The sequence below is a fragment of the Bariatricus sp. SGI.154 genome (genome assembly GCF_050313795.1).
Lineage (GTDB): Bacteria > Bacillota > Clostridia > Lachnospirales > Lachnospiraceae > CAMBRQ01.
Map to the genome: position 1 here is coordinate 108,136 of NZ_JBNPMC010000002.1, position 22,397 is coordinate 130,532.

A 22,397-nucleotide genomic window follows, 5' to 3' on the forward strand; every position below is an offset into this window, starting at 1 on the left:
TGGGGTGCGTGGGGCACGGTGTTGGATAAATAACAGATTGGAAATGGAACGGATGTGAGGGAGAACTGGGCGAGTGATCGCTTTGTATATGTATTGTGAAGTAAACAGTAGTTTCTTTCTTGGCCATTACATACCGCAGAACGCTTCTTTTTTGGCAAGGCATGTAAAAATGCGTAGATTAACTTGTAATTTGTGCCATATTACATACTGCAGGACAAGTTTATTGTAATAAGGTATGTAAAAACACATAGAAATACACTTCTAATCGCCTTATTTTACATACCGTTGGACATTTTCATGTGAACGAGGTATGTAAAGTTACTTTCTAAGATATATGATAGCCGACTTCCCTCTCCCTGCTCTCTTTACACGCCCACTCTGCTATCTTTCACAAAGTGTTTCTCCACGTGCACACCCTGTTATCCATCCAAAACGTTCCACGCACGCTCCGTCAGGAATCCTCCCCGTTCATTAAGAGTTACACACGGAGAATGTCAGGCATAGAGGGGAGATTGGATGGTTCAGTGTCGTAGAAGAGCCGTACAATCTCCCCTCTATGCCGTACACTCTTGAACAACTCTTCAAGAACCAAATTCCCATTTTTTACAGATGTGGAATATGCAGAAGTTTCACAGAGATACCTGCTATACTTGACATCTTACAGAAAAACCAGCAAAATAGATGTGTAGATGCCAAAGCAGCATCCAGTTAGATAAAGAAAACAAAAAGATAAATTTTAAGAAGATAAAGGAAAATAAAACATGAACTTACTTACAATGGAGCATATTACCCAATCCTACACCGACAGGATACTCCTCGATGATGTAGGATTCAGCATCAATGAACGGGAGAAGATTGGTGTCATCGGAATTAATGGAATGGGCAAATCCACGCTTCTGAAAGTAGCAGCAGGGATTGAGCCTTATGATTCCGGCAAGATCAGTATGGGGAACCAGGTGAAGATCTGCTATTTGCCTCAGACTCCCGTGTTTGCGGAAGGAATTACCGTATTAAAGGCAGCCATAGAGGGCAATGTGAATGAGATGAACCAGTGGACCATCGAGGCAGATGCTAAGTCCATGTTGAATCAGTTGGGATTCACAGATTATGATGAACGTATAGAGCATATGTCCGGCGGGCAGAAGAAACGGGTGGCGCTTGTGAATGCGCTTCTGACTCCGGCGGATATCCTGGTATTGGACGAGCCGACCAACCACCTGGATAATGCGATGTCTGAATGGCTGGAGGAATACTTGATTCAGTTCAGAGGAGCGATTCTGATGGTAACCCATGATCGGTATTTCTTAGATCGCGTGGCAAATCGGATTGTAGAAGTGGATCAGGGGAAACTATACAGTTATCCGGGCAATTATTCGGAATTCGTCCGACTGAAAGAAGAACGACAGAATATGGCACTAGCTACGGAACGTAAACGTAAGAGCCTGCTTCGGACAGAACTTGAATGGTTAAGTCGTGGAGCGAGGGCGAGAAGTACGAAGCAGAAAGCGCATATTGACCGTATCAAAGCTATGCAGGAGATTAAGGATATACAGGAAGAAAAACGGATATTGCTGGATTCTGTAGCATCCCGCATGGGGAATAAGACCATTGAACTATCCGATATCAGTAAGTCTTATGGAGAGAAGAAACTGATCAAGGGTTACAATTATATTTTCCTGAAAAATGACAGAATTGGAATTATCGGTCCGAATGGCTGTGGGAAGACGACGCTGCTTAAGATGATTCATGGTAATGTCAAGCCGGATACCGGTATGATTGAGATTGGTCAGACCATTCGCATAGGATATTTTTCTCAGGAAAATGAATATATGGATGATTCGATGAAGGTAATCGACTATGTAAAAGAGGTTGGAGAGTATATCACGACTTCTGAAGGGAAGATTACGGCGGCACAGATGCTTGAGAATTTCCTCTTCGATGGAACGATGCAGTGGTCGAAGATTGAGAAGTTATCAGGAGGAGAGAAGCGCAGATTATATCTGCTTCGAGTTCTGATGAGTTCTCCGAATGTGCTGATCTTAGATGAGCCGACCAACGATCTGGATATTCAGACCTTGACGATTCTGGAGGATTATCTGGATCGGTTTGACGGAATCATTATTATCGTGTCTCATGATCGGTATTTCCTGGATCGTACGGTTAGCCGTATCTTTTCTTTTGAAGGGGGTGGAAGGGTCCGCCAGTTTGAAGGAGGGTATTCGGACTATCTGATCCGTAAGGAATTGGAGGGATTGCCGGAAGATGAGGGACAGTCTGGACGAAAGCCGGGAGGAGATAAAAAAACTGTTGCAGGAGAGAATACTTGGAAGCAACATGAAAAGAAGTTGAAATTCACCTATAAAGAGCAGAAAGAATTTGAGACGATTGATGATGATATTGCGGTATTAGAAGAAAAAATCGAAGAATTAGACAGCCAGATTGCAGCCAATGTTACGAATTCTGCCAGACTAAATGAATTATTGAAGGAAAAAGAAGAAGCAGAGCAGCAATTGGAAGAGAAGATGGACAGATGGGTATATCTAAATGATCTGAATGAGCAGATCCAGCAGTCTAAGAAGTAAGTGGGTTCATCCATAAAAATTGACTGACAGGCAGGAGATATTAGACAGATATTTGAGACAGAAAGAGGGAAGATATAGATTATGAAGCGGTTATTTCGTGGAGGAACCGTGGTAAGCGGGGATGGTTTGAAGAAGTTAGATGTCCTGGTCAAGGGAGAGAAGATTCTTGCTATGGGAGAGAAACTGGCATTCCGGGATGTGGAGGTCATCGATGTGAGAGGAAAGCTATTGCTTCCGGGATTCGTGGATTCCCATATTCATATGGATCAGGAAGTGTCGGGGATTCTGACAGCGGATGGAATGGAGACGGGCACCAAAGCAGAACTGGCAGGTGGGACGACCTGCGTAGTAGATTATGCAGTACAGGAATCCGGGAAGTCTCTTGAAGAGGTAGTGAATCATAGAAGGATGATGACAGAAGGAAAAGTAAGTTGTGATTATGCGCTCCACCTTGTGCTGACAGAATGGAATGAAGAAATAAGCGAAGAACTGGGGCATATTGTGGAAGAAGGGATTCATTCGTTTCGTCTGTATATGCCGGAAGATACGATGACTTTGGATGATCAGAGTATTTATGAGATGCTGGCAAGAGTGAAGGAATTGGGCGGTATCGCGGGTTTTCAGTGTGAGAATCGAGGAATCATAGCAGCGCGCATGGAGGAAGTGGCAAGGGAAAAGGGTTCAAGAACTTTGATATCGGACTATCCTTATGCAAGACCTGTATGGGCAGAAGTTGAGACGATTGGAAGAATATTGAAGATTGCCAGGTGTGTGGATACCCCGGTTGTAATTGTGAACTTAAGTTCCAAGGAAGGATATGAAGAGATACGGCGGGCGAGGGAAAGCGGGCAGACAGTCTATGTAGAGACGTCTATGCCATATTTATTCATGGATGAAAGTAAATATATATTAGAGAATCAGGAAGCGGTCCGCTATCTGACGGTGCCGCCGCTTCGGGGAGAGGAAGATAGGGAAACTCTGTGGAAAGCGTTAAAAGAGGATACGGTGCAGGCAGTCGCATCCGATCACTGGGGATTTACGGACAGTCAGAAAGCGGAAGGAGCAGAGGATTTTGCCGGGATGACATATGGGATGCCAGGAGCAGAGGAAAGACCGGCACTGATGCATTACAAGGGTGTCGGAGAAGGAATGATTACCATGGAGCAGATGTGTAAACTGCTTTCGGAGAATCCTGCCAGACTTTGTCATCTCTATCCGCAAAAAGGAGCGATCGCACCGGGAAGTGATGCGGACATCGTAGTGTGGAATCCTGAAACCGAATGGAAAGTGGAAGCGGAAAAGCAGCAGTCTGCCTGTGGATATAGTCTGTATGAAGGGACTAAGTTAAAAGGAAGGGCTGAGCAGGTGTATCTGCGAGGGAATCTAGTCGCAGAAGATGGGCAGATTAGAGAAGCATATGCTGGTCAATATATAGAAGCGGGCAGATGATCAATGATAGAAAGTTATGTGGATGGAAGATGGAGAACAGAGAAGTATTTGTCAGAAGCCATTGGCTGTTCTGATGAGATGGGGCAGGTAATCTCAGTTGTCGGAGCCGGAGGAAAGACTACGGTTATCCGAAGGATGATGAAAGAGGCTGAGAGTAGGAAGGTTCCAGTGATCGTTACGACAACAACTCATATTCAGGTGATAGAGGCAGATTATTTTCTAGGCACGCCTTCTAAGAAACGTTTAAAACAGATTCTTGCGAAAGAAGGAAAAGTGTGGATGGGAAGCCCATGCGCCAAAGGGAAATTAGAGTCATTTTCCGGAGAATTCCTTCGGGAAGTGATAGAGATGGTAGAAGAAGCAGGGATTCTGCTTCTGATAGAGTCGGACGGTGCCAGAGGGCTTCCGTGTAAGGCGCCTGCAGATCATGAGCCGGTGATTCTGCCGGAGTCGGGAAAGGTCTTGTCGGTGTATGGTTTGGACGCTGTTGGTAAACGAATTGACCAGGTCTGCTTAAGAGAAGAATATGTCTCAGAGATCCTCGGGAAGAACTGTCGCCAGATTCTGACTGTTCACGATATTGCTGTATTGGCAAGTGATGGTCGGGGAGGCAGAAAGGATGTGGCAGATTGGATGGATTATCATGTGATTCTGAATAAGGCAGATGATTCCGGCAGGAGAGAGATTGGAATGCAGATAGCGGAGGAATTAGCGTGGTATGGTATCAGGCAAGTGCATATGACTGCGGAATTAGTATAGGTTGTGATTAGGAGATATTAATATATATGAAGGTGTTGATAAAGGGAGCAGGAGATCTTGCAACGGGTATTGCATCGAAACTTTCTGCTTGTGACTGTCAGATCATTATGACTGAGAGAGAGGTGCCACTTACGGTACGAAGATCTGTTGCCCTTTCCCGTGCGATATATGAGGATGAAGTACAGGTAGAGAATATGCGGGGGATTCGTGTATATAATATAGAAGAGGCGAAAAAGGTTCTGGCAGCAGGAGATATTGCGGTGATTGCGGATGAAGAGGCAACTATCAGCTGGGAGTATCAGCCGGAAGTAATTGTAGATGCGATTATGGCGAAGCGTAATACGGGTACTGCTATGACGGATGCTCCTTTTGTGATAGGGGTAGGTCCTGGATTTTGCGGAGGCAAAGATTGTCACTGCGTGATTGAGACGAAGCGTGGGCGGAGTCTTGGGCAGATTATCTGGGAAGGTAGTGCGATTCCCAATACCGGTGTTCCGGGCAATGTAGGAGGGTATACGATAGAAAGGCTAATCAAGGCAGAAGCAGATGGAGTAATAGAGCCATGCGTGACTATCGGAACTGTGGTAGAGAAAGGACAGATGGTTGCCAGAACCGGTAATGTACCTGTGTATGCGAAGATGTCTGGCATTGTCCGCGGCATGCTTCAGCCAGGCGTACGAGTAAAAAAAGGTCTGAAAATAGGAGATATCGATGCCAGAGCCACCAGAGAACTCTGTGATACCATATCCGATAAGGCAAGAATTATAGGAGATGGGGTCGTAAAGGCAATCAGGACTTATGACAAGAATGCAAAGTGTGTAACAGAGATGGGAATTGACAGGACTGCTCAGAAGCAAGAAAAGACGGCGGATTATGCGATTGTTCTTCTTGCGGCAGGAGGCAGCAGAAGATTCGGAGATAATAAACTTCTTGCAGAAATAGATTCGCGACCTATGTATCAGCATATGCTCGAGAAATTAAAGAAGTTTGCAGATGTTCCAAGATTCGTAGTGACCAGGTATCCGCAAATTGCAGCAGAAGCAGAGGAAGCGGGAATTCATGTGGTGGAGAATTGGCATCTGGATAGAGGAATCTCGTATTCAGTGCGTTTGGGTTTAGAAGCGTGTCTGAAGAGGAATCCGGGATTGAAAGGTGTTCTGTTTACGGTATGTGATCAGCCGGACATTAGATATCAGACGATGGAGCGGCTGATTGAGACGGCAGGAAATAACTTGGGGAAAATTGTTTGCGTTGGAAGAGATGGACAGCCGGGAAATCCGGTTGTATGGGACAGAAGATATTTTCCGGACTTGCTTTCGTTAACTGGGGATGTGGGAGGCCGTCAGGTAATGAGACGGTATCCACAAGAGATTATGATGTTGGAGGCTTTGGAAGAAGAATTACGGGATATTGATTTCCAATCTGATTTGAAATGATAATACAATAAATAATCTGAGCAAAAGGAGTGTGGCAATATGGGGAAACGGGTATTTTTAATTGTATTGGATAGTGCAGGTGTCGGAGAAGCACCAGATGCAGAGAAATTCGATGATGTGGGATGTGATACCTTCGGCACCTGTGTTCGAAGCGGAAGGTTATGTGTTCCTAATATGACAGCATTGGGGCTATATAATCTGGAAGGAACTTCTTTTCGGGATGAGCAGGATGGCGTGATTGGATGTTATGCTAAGATGACAGAGAAGTCTGCGGGAAAAGACACAACCGTAGGGCATTGGGAGATTGCGGGAGTAGTATCAGAAAAGCCAATGCCTACTTATCCCAATGGATTTCCGCAGGAGATCATTGAAGAATTCGAGCGTCAGACGGGGCGGGGAACATTGTGCAATCTTCCGTATTCCGGGACGGAGGTTATTAAAACTTATGGAAAAGAGCATGTGGAGACGGGGAAATTAATCGTCTATACTTCGGCAGACAGTGTGTTCCAGATTGCAGCCCATGAGGAAATCGTGCCCTTAGAGGAATTATATGATGACTGTAAGAAGGCAAGAACTATTCTTAAGGGAGAGCACGGTGTAGGACGTGTGATTGCAAGACCTTTCGTGGGTAAGTATCCTGATTATCAGAGAACCGTCAACAGGCATGATTTTTCCCTGATACCTCCAAGACCTACGATTCTGGATGTGATGAAGGAAAAAGGTTACGCAGTGATTGGCGTAGGGAAGATCAATGACATCTTCGCCGGAAGTGGAATTACGGAAACTTATCCGAATGAAGGCAATACGAAGAATATGGAGCGGACGCTAGCGCTAACAGAGCAAGATTTTGAAGGCTTGTGCTTCGTGAATCTGGTGGATTTTGATATGATATACGGGCATCGTAATGATATAGAGGGATACGTGAATGCGTTAAATGAGGTGGATATCCAGATTGGAATGCTGATGGAGAAGATGCGGGAGGATGATATCTTAATTATTACGGCGGATCACGGATGCGATCCTGGATTCAAAGGAACGGATCACAGCAGGGAATATACCCCTTGTCTATGTTATGGAAAGTCACTAAAGCAAGATGTGAATCTTGGCATTAGAAATAGTTTTGCAGATATAGCAGAGACGATAGCGGATATATTCCAGATAGAGTATAGAGGAGACGGTAGGAGTTTCTATTCTGACATTAAGTTGAATTAACTGTATTTCATGTACTTGTTGAGTTGAAGTAGTAGTATTTCATATACTTGTTATGTAATTAAAAATTATAGTGTATATTAACAGTTTTTTATACAAATTTTGAAAAATGTTCTTACATTAAAATTTTTCACGTGATATAATATAGTGTATAAAGGGATTATGTCGGTGTGAAAGCGAACTTCATAGATGTAACTCCAGACATACTGGCGTACAATCTGTAAGCATATATGCTTTGATTGTACGCTGTTTATCTTCTTACAGGTAAACGCCTTTGGCAGTCCTTTATGTTGGAACAGGTGGAATCGAACCATATGAGGAGGTAATTATGTTCAAGATTGGTGATTATGTGGCGCACTATAAAGAAGGTGTATGCGAAGTGACAAGTATAGGGAAACTGAATATGAGTTGTTCAGATAAGAAGAAAGACTACTATACCTTAAAACCGCTCTATGATGCCGGTGGAACTCTGTATACACCTGTGGATAATGAGAAGAAACAGATTCGGGAAGTGATCTCTAATGAAGAAGCGCAGATGCTGATTGCGGATATGTCGAATATCGAGACAATCTGGGTGCCTGATGAGAAGCGGAGAGAGATGTTATATAAAGAAGCGTTGATGAAGAATCAGTGCCGGGAGTGGATTGCAATTATTAAGACTTCTTATCTGCGGAAGATGAAGAGGATGGCTTCGGGGAAGAAAGCAATCAATGTGGATGATAAGTATCTGAATATTGCAGAGAGATTCCTGTATGGGGAGCTTGCAGTGGCGCTGGATATGCCGAAAGATGAAGTGAAGGGATATATTACGAAGCGAATGAAGGCGTAAGTGGGAATTTGATGTAGAAAGTGGAGTGTTGGAGGTGTACGGTGCAAGGGCAGGGAAGCTGTGGGCTTTGGCCGGATCATTTCGCCAAGACCTCGTAACAGAAAAAGATATCGTCAGTTCTAACCGGGCATATTCGCCGTAAGCCCTTGATGGCCTTACGACTCAGATGCCCTCGAAACCAGGACTTGTAGTCCTGGTTTCGCACGAACGAACGGTATCTTTTTCTGCAACGAGGTCTAAGGCTTATGATACGGCCGCAGCCCACAACTTCCCTGCCCTTGCACCTGACATCTCCGTGGACTCAAGGCTTTCTCCCGTGGGGGATTCCGGCGGGGATGCGTGTGAAACGGTATTGGTGGAGGAGACCTGCTGGACATGTAAGAGAATGAAGAAAACTCCTGTTTGTTTCATGAATATAAATTCGTTCCAACCAACACAATTCCAATACGCAAAGCAATCACTCGCCCCGCTCTCCCTCTTCCTTACATCCGTTCTACTCCCAATCTGTTACCCATCCAACACCGTTCCCCACGTATTTCCGCCAGGAATCCTCCCCGTTCATGAAGAGTCACACATAAGAATGTCAGGCAAAGAGGGGAAGTATGGGAGTTCATATCCGTAGAAGAGCCGTACAACCGTTAGTGAAAAAGAGATCTAAAATCAGGATGAATTATGTGCTACAAGCACAGAATTCAAGAATGTCTGAGTCGGAAAAATCTTTCAGATTTTTCCGGCGAATACATTCGATTCCTGATTTTAGACCTCTTTTGAACTTACGGTTTGTAGGCGATTGGAGTCGGATAAGAACTCCCATACTGCCCCTCTCTGCCGTACACCTTACAAATTACTCTTCATGAATCAAATTCCCATCTTTTCTACAATATGAATGCGGAAACTTTCATACTCTTCCGTTGCTGCTGGAAGCAAAAGCCCTCCATTCATCAGCACATCACCCGGGTATTCTTTTCCGTCCACAGTGTAGATACTATCCGGCTTCAGTCCTTTTACTTTCATCCAGCAGCCTGGTCCGTTTGGATGAATCTGGAGTGCTACGATACACAGGAGTGCCTCGCTGCCATCCGCAGCGGCGAATTCCCATCCATGATAACTCTCGGCTGTATCCGGGTTCGTAAGGCGGTAGTAATCGCCATATTGGATCAGATCATAGTATTTTTTGAATTCGTCGATCTGGCTTCTTACGATAGACTTGTCTTCCTCAGACATCTCGTTTACATCTAATTCGTATCCAAAGGTTCCGGACATTGCTACGGTTGCTCTGGTATTGATCGGAGTGTTGCGTCCGGTCTGTTCGTTTGGACATTTGGATACGTGTGATCCCATGGTGCTGACTGGATATCCGAAGGAGGTACCGTACTGGATACTGAGTCGTTCGATGGCGTCGGTATCATCGCTGCACCAGATCTGTGGTGTGTAATAAAGCATACCGGCATCGAAACGTCCGCCACCTCCGCTGCAGCCTTCAATCAGCATATCCGGGTAGCGCTGTGTCAATTTTTCCAGCATGTCATATAAGCCGAGGACGAAACGATGTGCTACTTCTCCCTGTCTGTCTGCTGGAAGCAGGGCGCTGTATAAGTCTGAAAGGCTTCGGTTGAGATCCCATTTCAGATATTCGATCTTAGCGGAATCAAGAACTTGGCATATATGGCTGAAAATATAGTCCCTTACATCTTCTCTTGAGAAGTCTAGTAATAATTGCTGACGAGACCGGCAAGGTGATTTGCCCGGAACTTGAAGTGCCCAGTCCGGATGTGCGCGATATAAGTCGCTGTCTTCGTTAATGCCTTCTGGTTCGAACCAGATACCGAACTGCATTCCGAGATCATGGATCTGATCGGAAAGTTCTCCAAGGGTACATCCAAGTTTCTTCTCATTGACGATCCAGTCGCCAAGCCCGGATACATCCAGTTCCCGTTTGCCGAACCATCCGTCGTCCATGACGAAGAGTTCTACGCCAAGTTCGGCAGCGTCTTTTGCCATCTTTACCAGTTTTTCGCCATTGAAGTCAAAGTATATGCCCTCCCAACTATTCAGAAGAACCGGACGTCTTGTGGCTGTCCATTTACCCCGGCATAAGTGATTGCGGTAAGCCTTGTGATAGATGCGGGAGAGTTCTCCTAATCCATTGTGAGAGTATGCCATGGCAACTTCTGGTGCGTAGAAGGATTCGCCTGGCTTTACACAGTAGCAGAAGTTGTCAGGATGGATGCCAAGTAGAATTCTGGTCTGGTTATACTGGTCGTACTCAGCAGTTCCGAGAAAATCTCCGCTATACAGGAAGGAGAAGCCGTAACAACTTCCATTTTCTTCTGTGGTATCTTCTCCTGAGAGGATCAAGAAAGGATTATACTGATGGCTGGAGGTTCCGCGGGTGCTGCCAACAGACTGGATTCCGTGTCTTAAGGTCATACGCTGGTAATTGCGTTCTTTTACATGGCGGCCATAGAACGTATGCAAATCAAATTCACCATGTAAATAATCGATACAAGTACTCTGAACATTCTCAAGATAGATCTCTGCGTCACTGTGATTCTCAATACGGACGGATCTTGTGATCATATCAAGTTCTTCGAGTACTCCATAATATAAATGTACATAGAAGCAGTGGCGGGTATCCTCCAGGGTAATCACTAAAGTGTCGGCTTTCGTGTCTTCTGTCGCATAGATAGCCGGAAGTCCTGGAAGAGCATATTTTCCTTCCAGCGTCTTATGTCCGGCGTATCTTAATTCGCAGGCAGTCGTTCCGTCCGGATAGCGGACTTTTAATGCACTTGAGCGGTAGTCGCCGCTTCCGTAGGTGGGATATTCCTGCGGAAGGACATCCAGGGAGTAGGTACGTTCATCCTCTGCTTCGTAAGGATTGCCAGAGAAGCCCCGGTCTGCGTAGGAGATCAGATAAGAATAGTCGAAAACTGAACCCTTCATACCAAACCAGGTATGGAGTAAAACCCCATACCTGTCGGCTTTCATTTGGTACATACTATGGTTAGTTTCTAATGTGAATAGTCTGCTTGTGCTGTCAAATAAAATAGCCATAAGTTTGTCCTCATTTCAATATATCTAATTATTTTACTGCACCGTTTACAACACCATTGATAACCTGCTTCTGGCATACGATGTAGAACAGAAGGATTGGAATCAATGCAAGTAAGTAAGAAGCAAATGCCAGGTTGTAGTTCGTACCGAACTGTGTCTGGAATGTTAACTGTGCAAGTGGAAGTGTGTTCGTTCCTGTTCCGGACATAATTACCAGAGGGGTCATAACGTCGTTCCATGTTCCCAGGGCTGTCAGTACGGCAACGGTTGCGTGCATAGGCTTCATAATTGGGAAGATAACCTTCCAGTAGGTAGTCCATGTGGTAGCACCGTCTACAAAAGCAGCCTCTTCCAGTGCGATTGGAATGTTCTTTAAGTAGCCGCTGTAGAGCATAACATTCATCGGCATATAGAACACTAAATAGCATAAGATAACACCAAACCAGTTGTCAACCCCCATTTGTGCAGTCTGTTTTACCAGAGGCATCATCAGGATGGCAAAAGGTACGAACATACCACTAACAATGTAGAGGTAAGAGAATTTGTAAAATTTGCTCTTTGCCATACTTCTTCCGATTGCATATCCTGCGATAGAGTGAATCAGGATTGCCAGAACTACGGTGATTACAGTAATCATAACACTGTAGCCGAGAGAATGCCAGAAGTCTGTCACGCGCATAGCTTCAGCAAAGTTCTCGAAACTCCAGCTTTTTGGCAGGCTTAATGCTCCTGCAATATCGTTGGTCATCTCTGACGGTTTCTTGAATGCGATTACAACTGCCATGTAAAGTGGAAAGATTACAGTCAGACAGCCAAGGATCAATAATATAGTAAGTGGCCAATTGGTTGCAGCAGCAACTTTGTTTTTCTTTTTCATTATAACTGTTCCTCCTTCTTTCCTGTGAAGTTAAGCTGGAATACAGAGATTGCAACAATTACTACGAAGAACAGAACGGCGTTGGCACTCTGGAAACCAAACTGTCCGCCTCCCATACCATTGTTGTAGATCAGGTAAGAGATAGACTCTGTACTCTGTGCAGGACCACCTTTGGTCAAAGCCATGATCTGGTCGAATACCATCAGGAAGTCTTTCATGCTTAATACCATGTTGATACTGAAGAATGGAATGATCAGTGGGAAGGTTAATTCCTTGAAACTCTTCCATCCTGTAGCGCCATCAATTGCACCGGCCTCATATACGTCTTCCGGTACTGTCTGCAGACCAGATATGTAGATCAGAGTTGTCTGTGCGATGGACTGCCATGCAGCAACGATTACGATTGCGATCCATGCTGTCTTTGTGCTGGAAAGCATACTGGAGCCGCCAGTGATTGCCGGAAGGATGTAAGTGAAGATATATCCGAAGATATAACCTACAACCAGACCACCGAGGATTCTAGGAACAAAGTATACACCACGCAGAGCGCTCTTTGCTTTGATTTTTGCATTTAATCCTAATGCAAGCAGTAAAGCGATAACGTTTGTTACGATTGTAGCAAGTATAGCGAATTTAAATGTAAAGAGATAAGATTTTCCTACACGGGCATCTGTAAACAAGTCAGCGTAGTTACGTAATCCTACCATCTCGTAGCTTCCGAATCCTTTAAAGTTCGTGAAACTGTACATAAAACCTTTGATCAAAGGTAATGTGTTAAAACAGAAGAACAGTAATAATACTGGGACTGTGATTAACATGAAGGTTTGGTTTCTACTCAGTTTTTTCTTCATTATTCATTCCCTCCATTTTTTTCTTCGTATTCCTGTACCTTGCGGATGATATCTCTGTTATATCTTGTCCAGTCGGTATCGAATTTCTTAAGGAATGCATCTACATCTCCGTTGATTAAGAATGTCTGGATCTGAGCATCTACGGACATCTCGGCAGGATAGTAGTGATCCTGGTAATCGGCCATTTTGCCTTCTTTGATGTAGTCAGCCATACCATCGAGTACTTTCGGAAGTTCGAAGTTTCCTTCTTTACAAGGAACTGCACTCTGGTCATCCAGATAGATCTGAACGGTCTCATCTGCTAATAAGTAGGACAGTACTTCATAAGCGGCTTCTTTGTTCTCGCAGTCACTGGTAACACAGAATTGGAGGTCGATACCAGAGTTCAGAACGTTTTCATCTGCATTGTCACTTCCTGGCATTACGAAGGAATCAATATTCATGTCAGGATTCACAGATGTAATCTGAGGAACTGCATAGTTACCGATTGTGTACATTGCAGATTCTCCATTTGCAAATGCTGTACAAGCGTCATTGTAGTTGTATGCAAATGGATCTTCCGGTCCATAAGGAAGTAACTCTAACATCTTCTCGGAGATTTCTGCGTATTCATCTGAGAAGGTTGTCTCGCCTTTGTTCACCTGCTGGCATACGTCGGCCGGAGCTAAGTCTACAGCGAGAGCGTTCCATGGTGCAAGACAGGTCCATGTATCTTTGAAACCAAAGTACAGTGGCTGAATGCCCTCAGACTGGATCTCATCACATAATGCTGTGAATTCGCTCCATGTAGTCGGAATCTCCCAGCCATGTTCTTCGAACATATCCTTGTTATAGAGAACTCCGGCAGCGTTAGCAACGTAAGGCATAGAGAATACACCATCTTCCGGAACATATTCCAGATTCTTAGCAATCTCCAGATATGCTGGCTTGATCTCTGAGATTCCTTCGAAGTCGGAGATATCCATCAGCATGTCAGAATCAATAAAGGAGGAGAAGTTAACATCTCCACCGATACCGATAATGTCCGGTGTATCTTCCTTAATAAAACGGGTTTTCAGTACAGTCATCGCATCGTTCGGAGATTCGATTTGCAGCACGATATCATCATGCGTTGCGTTGAATTCTTCCTCCATCTTTTCGAAGGCTTTGACTGCTTCGGGTTTGTACTGTACCAAGGTAATATGGGTCTTACCGTCTTTGTCTGCAGAGTTACCGCATCCGGTGGTCGCTACCATGCCGGTCAAGACTGTTGCCATAAGAAGTACAGCAATCACTTTCTTTTTCATTCCACACCTCTCCTTTTCTCTCATGCATTCGTCATGTTGCATGAAGATTTGTTTTTTTTCTATACAAAATGATAGCAGTCTAACGAAGAAACGTAAATGTTTCAATGTGTGGGGTTTTTTATCAAAATGCGTTTTCGGAATAAAATAGTTGAAGTGTAGACGCATAATGGTATATAATTGATGAAAAGAAGGTAATTTCGTTAAAAATATATAAAAAAGGGGGGAAGAAATTGTGAAAAATATTGTATAAAGCGTTTTATAAATATAAAGAATAAAGCGGGAGAATAGGTCAAAATAGTGTAATATGTTCTCAATATAAGAGAAGAAGTATGAGAGATGTGATTATATAATGTAATTGTTGGAAAGAGAGGAGATAAGGAATGGCTGATACTTTATTTTCGGTTTTTCAAGATGAGCGTTTTATGGATCTGACAATATATCAATTTGGGTATGAACAGTGTAAGCCGCTGCATTCATTTGGTCCATATGTAAGGAATCATTATCTGTTTCACTATGTAATATCGGGAAAGGGGACGTTATATTCGGATGATGAGAATAACGTAACTATGATATATCAGATATCTGGCGGATCAGGATTTCTGATCGAGCCCGGATATGCGAATATGTATTCGGCGGATCAGGATGATCCGTGGGAGTATGTCTGGATTGAGTTCGGTGGCTTGAGGGCCAGAGAATGCATGGAGGCAGCAGGAGTGTCACAGAAGACTCCAATCTATATACCGGATACGCCGGAGCATGGAACTGAGATGGAGGAACGCATGATGTCATTCATTAAGAGTGAGGATGCGACTCCGATGGGGCTGATTGGCCGTCTCTATCTTTTTCTGGACTGCATGATTCGTTATTCCACGTCGAAACGTCAACTGCAGAGTGGCAAATTGAGCGCATTCTATGTCAGGGAAGTCATGAGTTATATTGAACAGAATTATGCTCAGGATATTACCGTAGAGGATATGGCAAGGAGATGTAAGTTGGACCGCAGTTATTTTGGTAAGATATTTAAGAAAGAAGTGGGTGAATCACCACAGGAGTTCTTGATTCATTACCGTATGACGAAGGCGGCGGATCTTCTGGCAGTCACTGGTCTGGCGATTGGAGATATTGGGGCTGCGGTCGGCTATGAGAATCAACTGCATTTCTCCAGGGCATTTAAGGGTGTATATGGTATGCCGCCCAGGGAATACCGACAGAAGAACCGAATCATAAAAGGAATTGACAAGAAATAGAGGATTGTAGATGGAAGGAGAAACGAAGATGGAAAAGGCATGGTGGAAAGAAAGTGTGGTATATCAGATCTATCCAAGGAGTTTCTGTGATAGCAACGGGGATGGAATCGGAGATCTGAAAGGAATTGCAGGAAAACTAGAATATCTGAAAGAATTGGGGATTGATGTAATCTGGCTGTCACCTGTATATCAGTCGCCGAATGATGACAATGGTTATGATATCAGTGATTACCAGGCAATCATGAAAGAATTCGGAACAATGGATGATTTTGAACGGATGCTGGATCGGGCGCATAAACTCGGAATTAAAATTATGATGGATCTGGTAGTTAACCATACGTCTGATGAACATGCATGGTTCGTGGAGAGCCGGAAGTCGGAGGACAATCCATATCGAGATTACTATATCTGGAGAGATGCAAAAGAAGGCAAGGAGCCGAATAACTGGGGCTCATGTTTTGGCGGCTCTGCATGGAAGTATGATGAAGAGGCGGGACAGTACTACCTGCATCTGTTTTCTCCCAAGCAGCCAGACCTTAATTGGGACAATCCGAAGGTGAGACAGGAAGTGTTCCGTATGATGAACTGGTGGTGTAATAAGGGGATTGACGGATTCCGTATGGATGTGATCAGCCTGATCTCTAAAGTGCCGGGACTGCCGGATGGTGCAGTTGGCAAGAGTGGATACGGAGACTTTGGACCATATTGTGTGAATGGTCCTCATGTCCATGAGTATCTGCAAGAGATGAATCAGGAAGTCTTATCAAAATACGACTTGATTACGGTTGGAGAATGTTCTGGTGTTACGGTAGAAGAGGCGAAGAAATATGCATCTTCATCCGGAAAAGAACTGAACATGGTGTTCCAGTTCGAGCACATGGATCTGGATGGCGGCGAGAGTTTTAAGTGGAATCATAATAAGATCCGCCTGACGGAACTTAAGAAGATCATGAGCAAATGGCAGACAGAGTTAGAAGGCAAAGCATGGAACAGCCTGTACTGGTGCAATCATGATCAGCCAAGATTCCTGTCACGCATGGGTAATGACAGTCCGCAGTATCGGGAGGTATCTGCGAAGATGCTGGCAACTTGTCTTCATATGATGCAGGGAACTCCTTATGTGTATCAGGGAGAAGAACTGGGAATGACCAATTATCCGTTCACTTCTCTGGATGAGTTCAGGGATATTGAGAGCATCAATGCATATCATGAACTGACAGAGAAGGGAATCGTTGCGCCGGAGGATATGTTCGACTATATCAGTTATAAGGGCAGGGATAATGCCAGAACTCCGATGCAGTGGGACGACAGTGACCAGGCAGGATTCACAACAGGAACACCGTGGATTCCAGTGAATCCGAATTATAAAGAAATCAATGCAAAAGAGCAGATGAGCAGGGAGACTTCCGTATTCCATTATTATAAGAAGTTAATTGCTCTGAGAAAGCAGTATGAGATCATCGTGTATGGCAAATATGACTTGCTGCTTCCGGACAGTGAAGAGATTTATGCGTATATGAGGACGCTGGGAGAAGAGAAACTGCTTGTACTGTGTAACTTCAACGAACAGCAGGTAGAGTATGAGGTTCCGGAGGAATTCGCTGGATGCCAGGGAAAGGTTCTGATCGGGAATTATAGGAATGATGCGGCAGCGGAATGTGAGATAGGTGAGAAGATTGGACTTCAGCCTTATGAAACGGTGGTATATTTAGTGTAAATAGAGATTGACATTTCTTGATAAATTCGGTATGATGGACTTTAGTGATTGGGCGCTTTAAAGCGCGAAAATACGTACGGAAAGATATATCATAAAAGGGGGATTATCATGCCTATTACGGATATTTTGGAGAAGAATTGCCGTCTCTATGGAGAGGATGTATGTCTTGTGGAGATTAACCCGGAGATGCCGGAGACGAGAAGGGTTACATGGAAGGAGTATGAACTGATTGAGCCGGTGCGTGCTTCATACTATCGTCGTGAGATTACATGGAATGTTTTTAATGAAAAAGCGAATCGTTTCGCGAATCTTTTGCTGGAGAGAGGAATTAAAAAAGGAGATAAAGTAGCAATATTGCTGATGAACTGTCTGGAGTGGCTGCCGATTTATTTTGGTATCCTGAAGACGGGAGCGTTGGCAGTGCCGCTTAATTTCCGATATGCTGCGGATGAGATTAAGTATTGTGTGGAACTGGCAGAAGTGGACGTGCTGGTATTCGGACCGGAATTCATCGGACGTGTGGAAGAAGTGGCAGATGAGATCAGCCAGCATAGATTACTGTATTATGTGGGGGATGGATGTCCGGGATTCGCAGAGGATTATGTCATGCATTCTGCGAACTGCTCCAGCCAGTCTCCGAAGATTGACATTAACGATGATGATTATGCTGCAATTTATTTCTCTTCCGGAACGACAGGATTCCCGAAGGCAATCTTACATACGCATGAAGCATTGATGCATTCTGCAAAAGTAGAGCAGAATCATCATGGACAGACGAAGGATGATGTGTTCTTATGTATCCCGCCGCTTTACCATACGGGTGCGAAGATGCATTGGTTCGGAAGTTTCCTGACGGGAGGCAAGGCTGTCCTTCTGAAAGGTGCGAATCCGGAGTTTATTCTTCGTGCAGTATCTGAAGAGAAATGTACGATTGTATGGTTACTGGTTCCGTGGGCGCAGGATCTGCTTCTTGCGCTGGATAGCGGCAAGATTAAACTTGAGATGTACCAGTTGGAGCAGTGGCGTCTGATGCATATCGGAGCACAGCCGGTACCGCCAAGTCTGATTAAACATTGGAAGGAATATTTCCCGCATCACCAGTATGATACCAATTACGGCTTAAGTGAGTCTATCGGACCAGGATGCGTACATCTTGGTGTGGAGAATATCCATAAAGTAGGGGCGATTGGAAAGGCTGGATATGGCTGGGAAACGAAGATTATTGATGAAAAGGGCAATCTGGTGACACAGGGAGAGACTGGTGAACTTGCGGTAAAAGGTCCTGGCGTGATGGTGGAATACTATAATGACCCGAAAGCCACAGCGGAAGTACTGCATGACGGATGGCTCTATACCGGAGATATGGCGATGGAGGATGAGGATGGATTCATCTTCCTGGTAGATCGTAAGAAGGATGTTATCATCAGTGGCGGAGAGAATATCTATCCAGTGCAGATAGAAGATTTCCTGCGTACCAATGATGCGGTTCTGGATGTGGCAGTAATCGGTCTGCCGGATCAGCGTCTGGGAGAGATTGCTGCGGCGATTGTATCTATCAAGCCTGGTGTGATCTGTACGGAAGAAGAGATTAATGAATTCTGTAAGAAACTTCCAAGATATAAGAGACCACGGAAGATTATCTTTGCAGATGTGCCTCGTAATGCAACTGGCAAGATTGAGAAGCCAAAACTTCGAGAGATGTATGGGGCAGCGCATCTGGTAGAGGAACAGAATCGGAGATAGGAATCTATTGGAAATATATAAGGATATCATGCATAATTGGGGATTATCTGTTATGCATGATATCCTTTTTGATTATCTGGCTGCTTTGTCAGCGAATTCTGTCGTGACCAGATCTTCGTATGGTGCGCGTTCGGTAAGTTCCCCGGCATCTTCCAATATATCCTGGAGAAGGTCGAAACTTTCCTCTTCAAATACAAGATTCTCTTTCCAGGTATCCTGGTCGTAGTAGCGGGTAACAATGGTAGTGATTGTTTCTGTGTCGGTTTCTTTGAACTGAGGTGCTATGATGGCTGCAATCTCTTCCGGAGTATGTGTCTGTACATAATCCATGCCTTTCTGCAAGGCATTGGTGAAGCCCTGGATGACTTCTGGGTTCTTATCGATGTAACTCTTTTTTGCTGAGAATGCGGTATATGGTACGTAGCCGCTGTCGGTTCCGAGAGAGGCCACTACATAGCCTTTGCCTTCTTTTTCAAGATTTGTGGCTCCTGGTTCAAATTCAACGGTGAAATCCGCCTGGTTTTCTGCAAATGCGGCTGCGGTGGAGCCGAAATCAATGCTTTGGTCGATATTGACATCGGTGGATGGGTCGATGCCGTTTTGTCTCAGGATGTATTCGAAAACCATTTCAGGCATGCCACCTTTTCTTCCACCCAGAACATCCTTGCCCTTCAAGTCATCCCATGTAAAATCTGGCATTTCTTCCCGTGCAACCAGGAAGTTACCTGCACGCTGGGTCAATTGGGCGAAGTTCACAACATAATCATTGGCCCCTTCATTGTAAGTGTAGATGGATGCTTCAGAACCCATGAAGCCGATGTCGGCGCTGCCGGAGAGGACGGCGGTCATTGTTTTGTCGGCGCCAAACCCAGTCAAAAGTTCCAGATCAATCCCCTCTTCCTCAAAATATCCTTCCTCAATTGCTACATACATCGGTGCATAGAAGATAGAGTGAGCCACTTCATTCAATATCACCTTTGTAACTTCAGGAAGTTCTTCCGTATCTTCACTCTTAGTTTCTGTTTCTTTCGTAGAGGCAGTCTCCTTGGTGTCATCCTTAGATGAGCATGCAAGAAGAGTCGTCATTGTCATAGCAACGACAAGAACTACAGCAAGTAATCGCTTTTTCATATATATCCTCCTTGAAATTCCTAATGGTATAGTATATTCGAAAACATAGATTGTGTGAGATGACGAATCGGAATATAAATATTATCTGAAAGAAGTGGCATACTATATTCAGATGAATAAAGGATGGTGAAACGGAGGTTATTATGAATCAAAGTGATATGAATAAGAAAAAACAGGAACAGCAAAATCAGAAGAAGAATAATGAAAAGTTTAACAGCATCACGCAGAAGGCAAAACCAGAAAATCAGAATCAGCATCATAATGTAAGAAAAGAAGCGGTGGATGTAGATAGATGGCAGATGTAATGAGATAGGAGTCAAAGAAAATGAGGAATAGTCACTGCCAGATAAGCAAGTGACTATTCCTCGATTCCATTTGTATGATAATAATATAAGGTTGTATTTTCATTATAATCCGCAGAATGTCCATAATCAAGAAATGCTCATCATCAGAGTTCGACATCATAAGACAGATAACCCTAACAAACAACAATCACTTTTCGAGGCGTTGTCTGCGGCGGTATGCTTCTTGTAGTAGTTGAATAATATACAATCAGAAGCAGATTGTTAAAATCTCTGAGTGAGCAGTCAAAGGGCTGCCCGTTAGAAGTAACCACTGGGGTGGCGCGTTCGACATTGAGTTTCAGAGAGCCATCCAGGGCTTCGAGGTTCTCATCAAATTCTCCGGCATAGATGGTCTCATATGGATTCCTGCGTCCGATGAAAATAGCCTGATATTGTGGCGGATATATAAGCGGAACCGGGAGGTTCGCGTCATAGAATGCAGTAACATTCATGCCGACTCTTAAGCGTACTTCGTTAATAACATACGTATCAGGGGTTAGAATAAAGTTCTGGACGCCGTCCTGATTCTGGATGGTAATCTGTTGCTGGCAGCAGGTGTCACCAAAAGGAGCGATGCTTTGGATGACTCCGTTTACGGCTACTAAGTTCATAGAAGGCATAATTAAGACTCCGTTTTTGATTAATATATGCCGGATTATCTTGGATGTTCGTCTGGTTTGATATTAGCTGCCCGTCCGTTTGGAGGGAGAAAATGATATAATTCCTCGTAGGATTCGATTTCTTCCACAGAGACAGGCTCGGATGGGATTAATCCTGTACAGTCCTGCATGGAGGCTGCATTGGAGAGATAGTCATATTCGTCAATGATTTTTTGATTGGATTGCTGACTCTTGGATTTTTCAGTTAACGTTGTTTTATCATCTGTCGTAGATTTGAGATTCATCATAGTTATGTTTTCGTGTGTGGAATTCATGTTTTTCATCGTATTACCTCATTTCTCATAACTTTCATAACGGATTGTTGTACTTCATGGTGTACTTGTTGCAATAGGAATCGATAAAGACTAAGATTATAATGTGTAGAAAAGAGAAACAATATGCTGTATAATATTTCCAGATGTTTTATAAGAAAGAAGGGAGAATTCATGAAGATAGAGATTGATACTCATACCCATACGCTTGCCAGTGGACATGCATATAATACCATCCGTGAGATGGCAGCGATGGCGGCTGAGAAAGGATTGAAAGGGCTGGCGATCACTGAGCACGCGCCAGAGATGCCGGGAACCTGCCATATCTATTATTTTCAAAATCTGCGGATCGTGCCAAGGAGGATGAACGGCATTGAACTTTTGCTGGGAACGGAATTAAATATTATGAACAGAGCAGGAGAAGTGGATCTCCCGCAGAAACTTCTGGAGGAATTGGATATAGCCATTGCCAGCATGCATACGCCGTGTTTTCACGAGGAACATTCAAAAGAACTGGTCATGGAGGCGTATCTGAATGTAATGCAGAATGAATATGTGGATATTATCGGTCATCCGGATGATGGAAGATTCCCGATTGATTTTGAGGTATTTGTAAAAGAAGCGAAGAAGACCGGAACGTTGATTGAGGTGAATAATTCTTCTCTGCGTCCGGAGGGATTTCGTGTCAATACCAGGGAGAATTGTCTTCAGATATTGAAGGAGTGCAAGAAACAGGGGGCATTGATCGTACTGGGGAGCGATTCCCATGTGGATGCGGATATCGCAGGATTCCCATATGCAGGGAGTGTTCTTGAGGAAATAGGTTTCCCAGAAGAACTGATTGCTAATGTCACATTGGAAAAATTAAAGACTTCTTTAAAACGAAATAAAAAGGTGTAGACTTTATGAATTTACTGTGTTAAAATGTAACAGTGATGAATCTGTTATG

General features: G+C 44.1%; 18 protein-coding genes. 11 read left to right on the plus strand and 7 right to left on the minus strand.

What is annotated here, in order from left to right; all coding sequences use genetic code 11:
- Positions 1-761: 761 nt before the first annotated feature.
- From ACQRBN_RS02445 to ACQRBN_RS02470, 6 genes are all read left to right on the plus strand, one after another.
- Entirely contained in the window at positions 762-2,582 is a 1,821-nt protein-coding gene (locus tag ACQRBN_RS02445) for an ABC-F family ATP-binding cassette domain-containing protein (RefSeq protein ID WP_427737349.1), read from the plus strand.
- Positions 2,583-2,663: 81 nt separating this feature from the next.
- The gene (gene hydA / locus ACQRBN_RS02450) at positions 2,664-4,031 is read left to right on the plus strand and encodes a dihydropyrimidinase (RefSeq protein WP_427737350.1); all 1,368 of its coding nucleotides are present in this window, start codon (positions 2,664-2,666) and stop codon (positions 4,029-4,031) included.
- Between the two features lie 3 nt (positions 4,032-4,034).
- A complete protein-coding gene (yqeC, locus tag ACQRBN_RS02455; protein ID WP_427737351.1) occupies positions 4,035-4,790 on the plus strand; it encodes a selenium cofactor biosynthesis protein YqeC in 756 nt (251 codons plus the stop codon).
- 26 nt (positions 4,791-4,816) lie between these two features.
- The gene (yqeB, locus tag ACQRBN_RS02460; RefSeq protein WP_427737352.1) at positions 4,817-6,226 is read left to right on the plus strand and encodes a selenium-dependent molybdenum cofactor biosynthesis protein YqeB; all 1,410 of its coding nucleotides are present in this window, start codon (positions 4,817-4,819) and stop codon (positions 6,224-6,226) included.
- A 39-nt stretch (positions 6,227-6,265) separates the two neighbouring features.
- On the plus strand, positions 6,266-7,438 hold the full coding sequence (locus tag ACQRBN_RS02465) for a phosphopentomutase (RefSeq protein ID WP_427737353.1): 1,173 nt from the start codon (positions 6,266-6,268) through the stop codon (positions 7,436-7,438).
- 325 nt (positions 7,439-7,763) lie between these two features.
- Positions 7,764-8,264, plus strand: coding sequence for a CarD family transcriptional regulator (locus ACQRBN_RS02470; RefSeq protein ID WP_427737354.1), 501 nt, complete (start codon positions 7,764-7,766; stop codon positions 8,262-8,264).
- Positions 8,265-9,122: 858 nt separating this feature from the next.
- Here ACQRBN_RS02470 and ACQRBN_RS02475 read toward each other — a convergent pair.
- Genes ACQRBN_RS02475 through ACQRBN_RS02490 form a run of 4 tightly spaced genes read right to left on the minus strand, consistent with a single transcriptional unit; the run spans position 9,123 to position 14,335 of the window.
- Positions 9,123-11,321 carry an alpha-galactosidase gene (locus ACQRBN_RS02475; RefSeq protein ID WP_427737355.1) on the minus strand — a complete coding sequence of 733 codons (2,199 nt, stop codon included), beginning with the start codon at positions 11,319-11,321 and terminating at the stop codon, positions 9,123-9,125.
- 28 nt (positions 11,322-11,349) lie between these two features.
- A complete protein-coding gene (locus ACQRBN_RS02480; protein WP_427737357.1) occupies positions 11,350-12,198 on the minus strand; it encodes a carbohydrate ABC transporter permease in 849 nt (282 codons plus the stop codon).
- Positions 12,198-13,049, minus strand: coding sequence for a carbohydrate ABC transporter permease (locus ACQRBN_RS02485; protein WP_427737358.1), 852 nt, complete (start codon positions 13,047-13,049; stop codon positions 12,198-12,200). Before ACQRBN_RS02485 ends, ACQRBN_RS02480 begins: the two co-directional genes overlap by 1 nt.
- Positions 13,049-14,335, minus strand: coding sequence for an ABC transporter substrate-binding protein (locus ACQRBN_RS02490; RefSeq protein WP_427737359.1), 1,287 nt, complete (start codon positions 14,333-14,335; stop codon positions 13,049-13,051). Before ACQRBN_RS02490 ends, ACQRBN_RS02485 begins: the two co-directional genes overlap by 1 nt.
- A gap of 380 nt (positions 14,336-14,715) precedes the next feature.
- Here ACQRBN_RS02490 and ACQRBN_RS02495 point away from each other — a divergent pair, with 380 nt between their 5' ends.
- The 3 genes from ACQRBN_RS02495 (at position 14,716) to ACQRBN_RS02505 (ending at position 19,042) form a co-directional block, all read left to right on the plus strand.
- Positions 14,716-15,582, plus strand: a complete 867-nt coding sequence (locus ACQRBN_RS02495) for an AraC family transcriptional regulator (RefSeq protein ID WP_427737360.1) — start codon at positions 14,716-14,718, stop codon at positions 15,580-15,582.
- 28 nt (positions 15,583-15,610) lie between these two features.
- The gene (locus tag ACQRBN_RS02500; protein WP_427737407.1) at positions 15,611-17,299 is read left to right on the plus strand and encodes a glycoside hydrolase family 13 protein; all 1,689 of its coding nucleotides are present in this window, start codon (positions 15,611-15,613) and stop codon (positions 17,297-17,299) included.
- A 108-nt stretch (positions 17,300-17,407) separates the two neighbouring features.
- Positions 17,408-19,042, plus strand: a complete 1,635-nt coding sequence (locus tag ACQRBN_RS02505) for a class I adenylate-forming enzyme family protein (RefSeq protein ID WP_427737361.1) — start codon at positions 17,408-17,410, stop codon at positions 19,040-19,042.
- 72 nt (positions 19,043-19,114) lie between these two features.
- On the opposite strand, the gene ACQRBN_RS02510 is transcribed toward ACQRBN_RS02505, so the two are convergent.
- Positions 19,115-20,173, minus strand: a complete 1,059-nt coding sequence (locus ACQRBN_RS02510; RefSeq protein ID WP_427737362.1) for an ABC transporter substrate-binding protein — start codon at positions 20,171-20,173, stop codon at positions 19,115-19,117.
- A 143-nt stretch (positions 20,174-20,316) separates the two neighbouring features.
- On the opposite strand from ACQRBN_RS02510, the gene ACQRBN_RS02515 reads away from it, so the two are divergent.
- Positions 20,317-20,478 (plus strand): hypothetical protein, encoded by a 162-nt coding sequence (locus ACQRBN_RS02515; RefSeq protein WP_427737409.1) that lies wholly within the window; start codon positions 20,317-20,319, stop codon positions 20,476-20,478.
- 173 nt (positions 20,479-20,651) lie between these two features.
- Here ACQRBN_RS02515 and ACQRBN_RS02520 read toward each other — a convergent pair whose 3' ends face one another.
- Together ACQRBN_RS02520 and ACQRBN_RS02525 are read right to left on the minus strand one after the other, a co-directional pair.
- The gene (locus tag ACQRBN_RS02520) at positions 20,652-21,137 is read right to left on the minus strand and encodes a hypothetical protein (RefSeq protein WP_427737364.1); all 486 of its coding nucleotides are present in this window, start codon (positions 21,135-21,137) and stop codon (positions 20,652-20,654) included.
- 35 nt (positions 21,138-21,172) lie between these two features.
- Positions 21,173-21,460: a hypothetical protein gene (locus tag ACQRBN_RS02525; RefSeq protein ID WP_427737365.1), complete on the minus strand. Its 288-nt coding sequence runs from the start codon at positions 21,458-21,460 to the stop codon at positions 21,173-21,175.
- A gap of 162 nt (positions 21,461-21,622) precedes the next feature.
- Here ACQRBN_RS02525 and ACQRBN_RS02530 point away from each other — a divergent pair, with 162 nt between their 5' ends.
- Positions 21,623-22,348, plus strand: coding sequence for a phosphatase (locus tag ACQRBN_RS02530; RefSeq protein ID WP_427737366.1), 726 nt, complete (start codon positions 21,623-21,625; stop codon positions 22,346-22,348).
- The last annotated feature ends 49 nt before the right edge of the window (positions 22,349-22,397 follow it).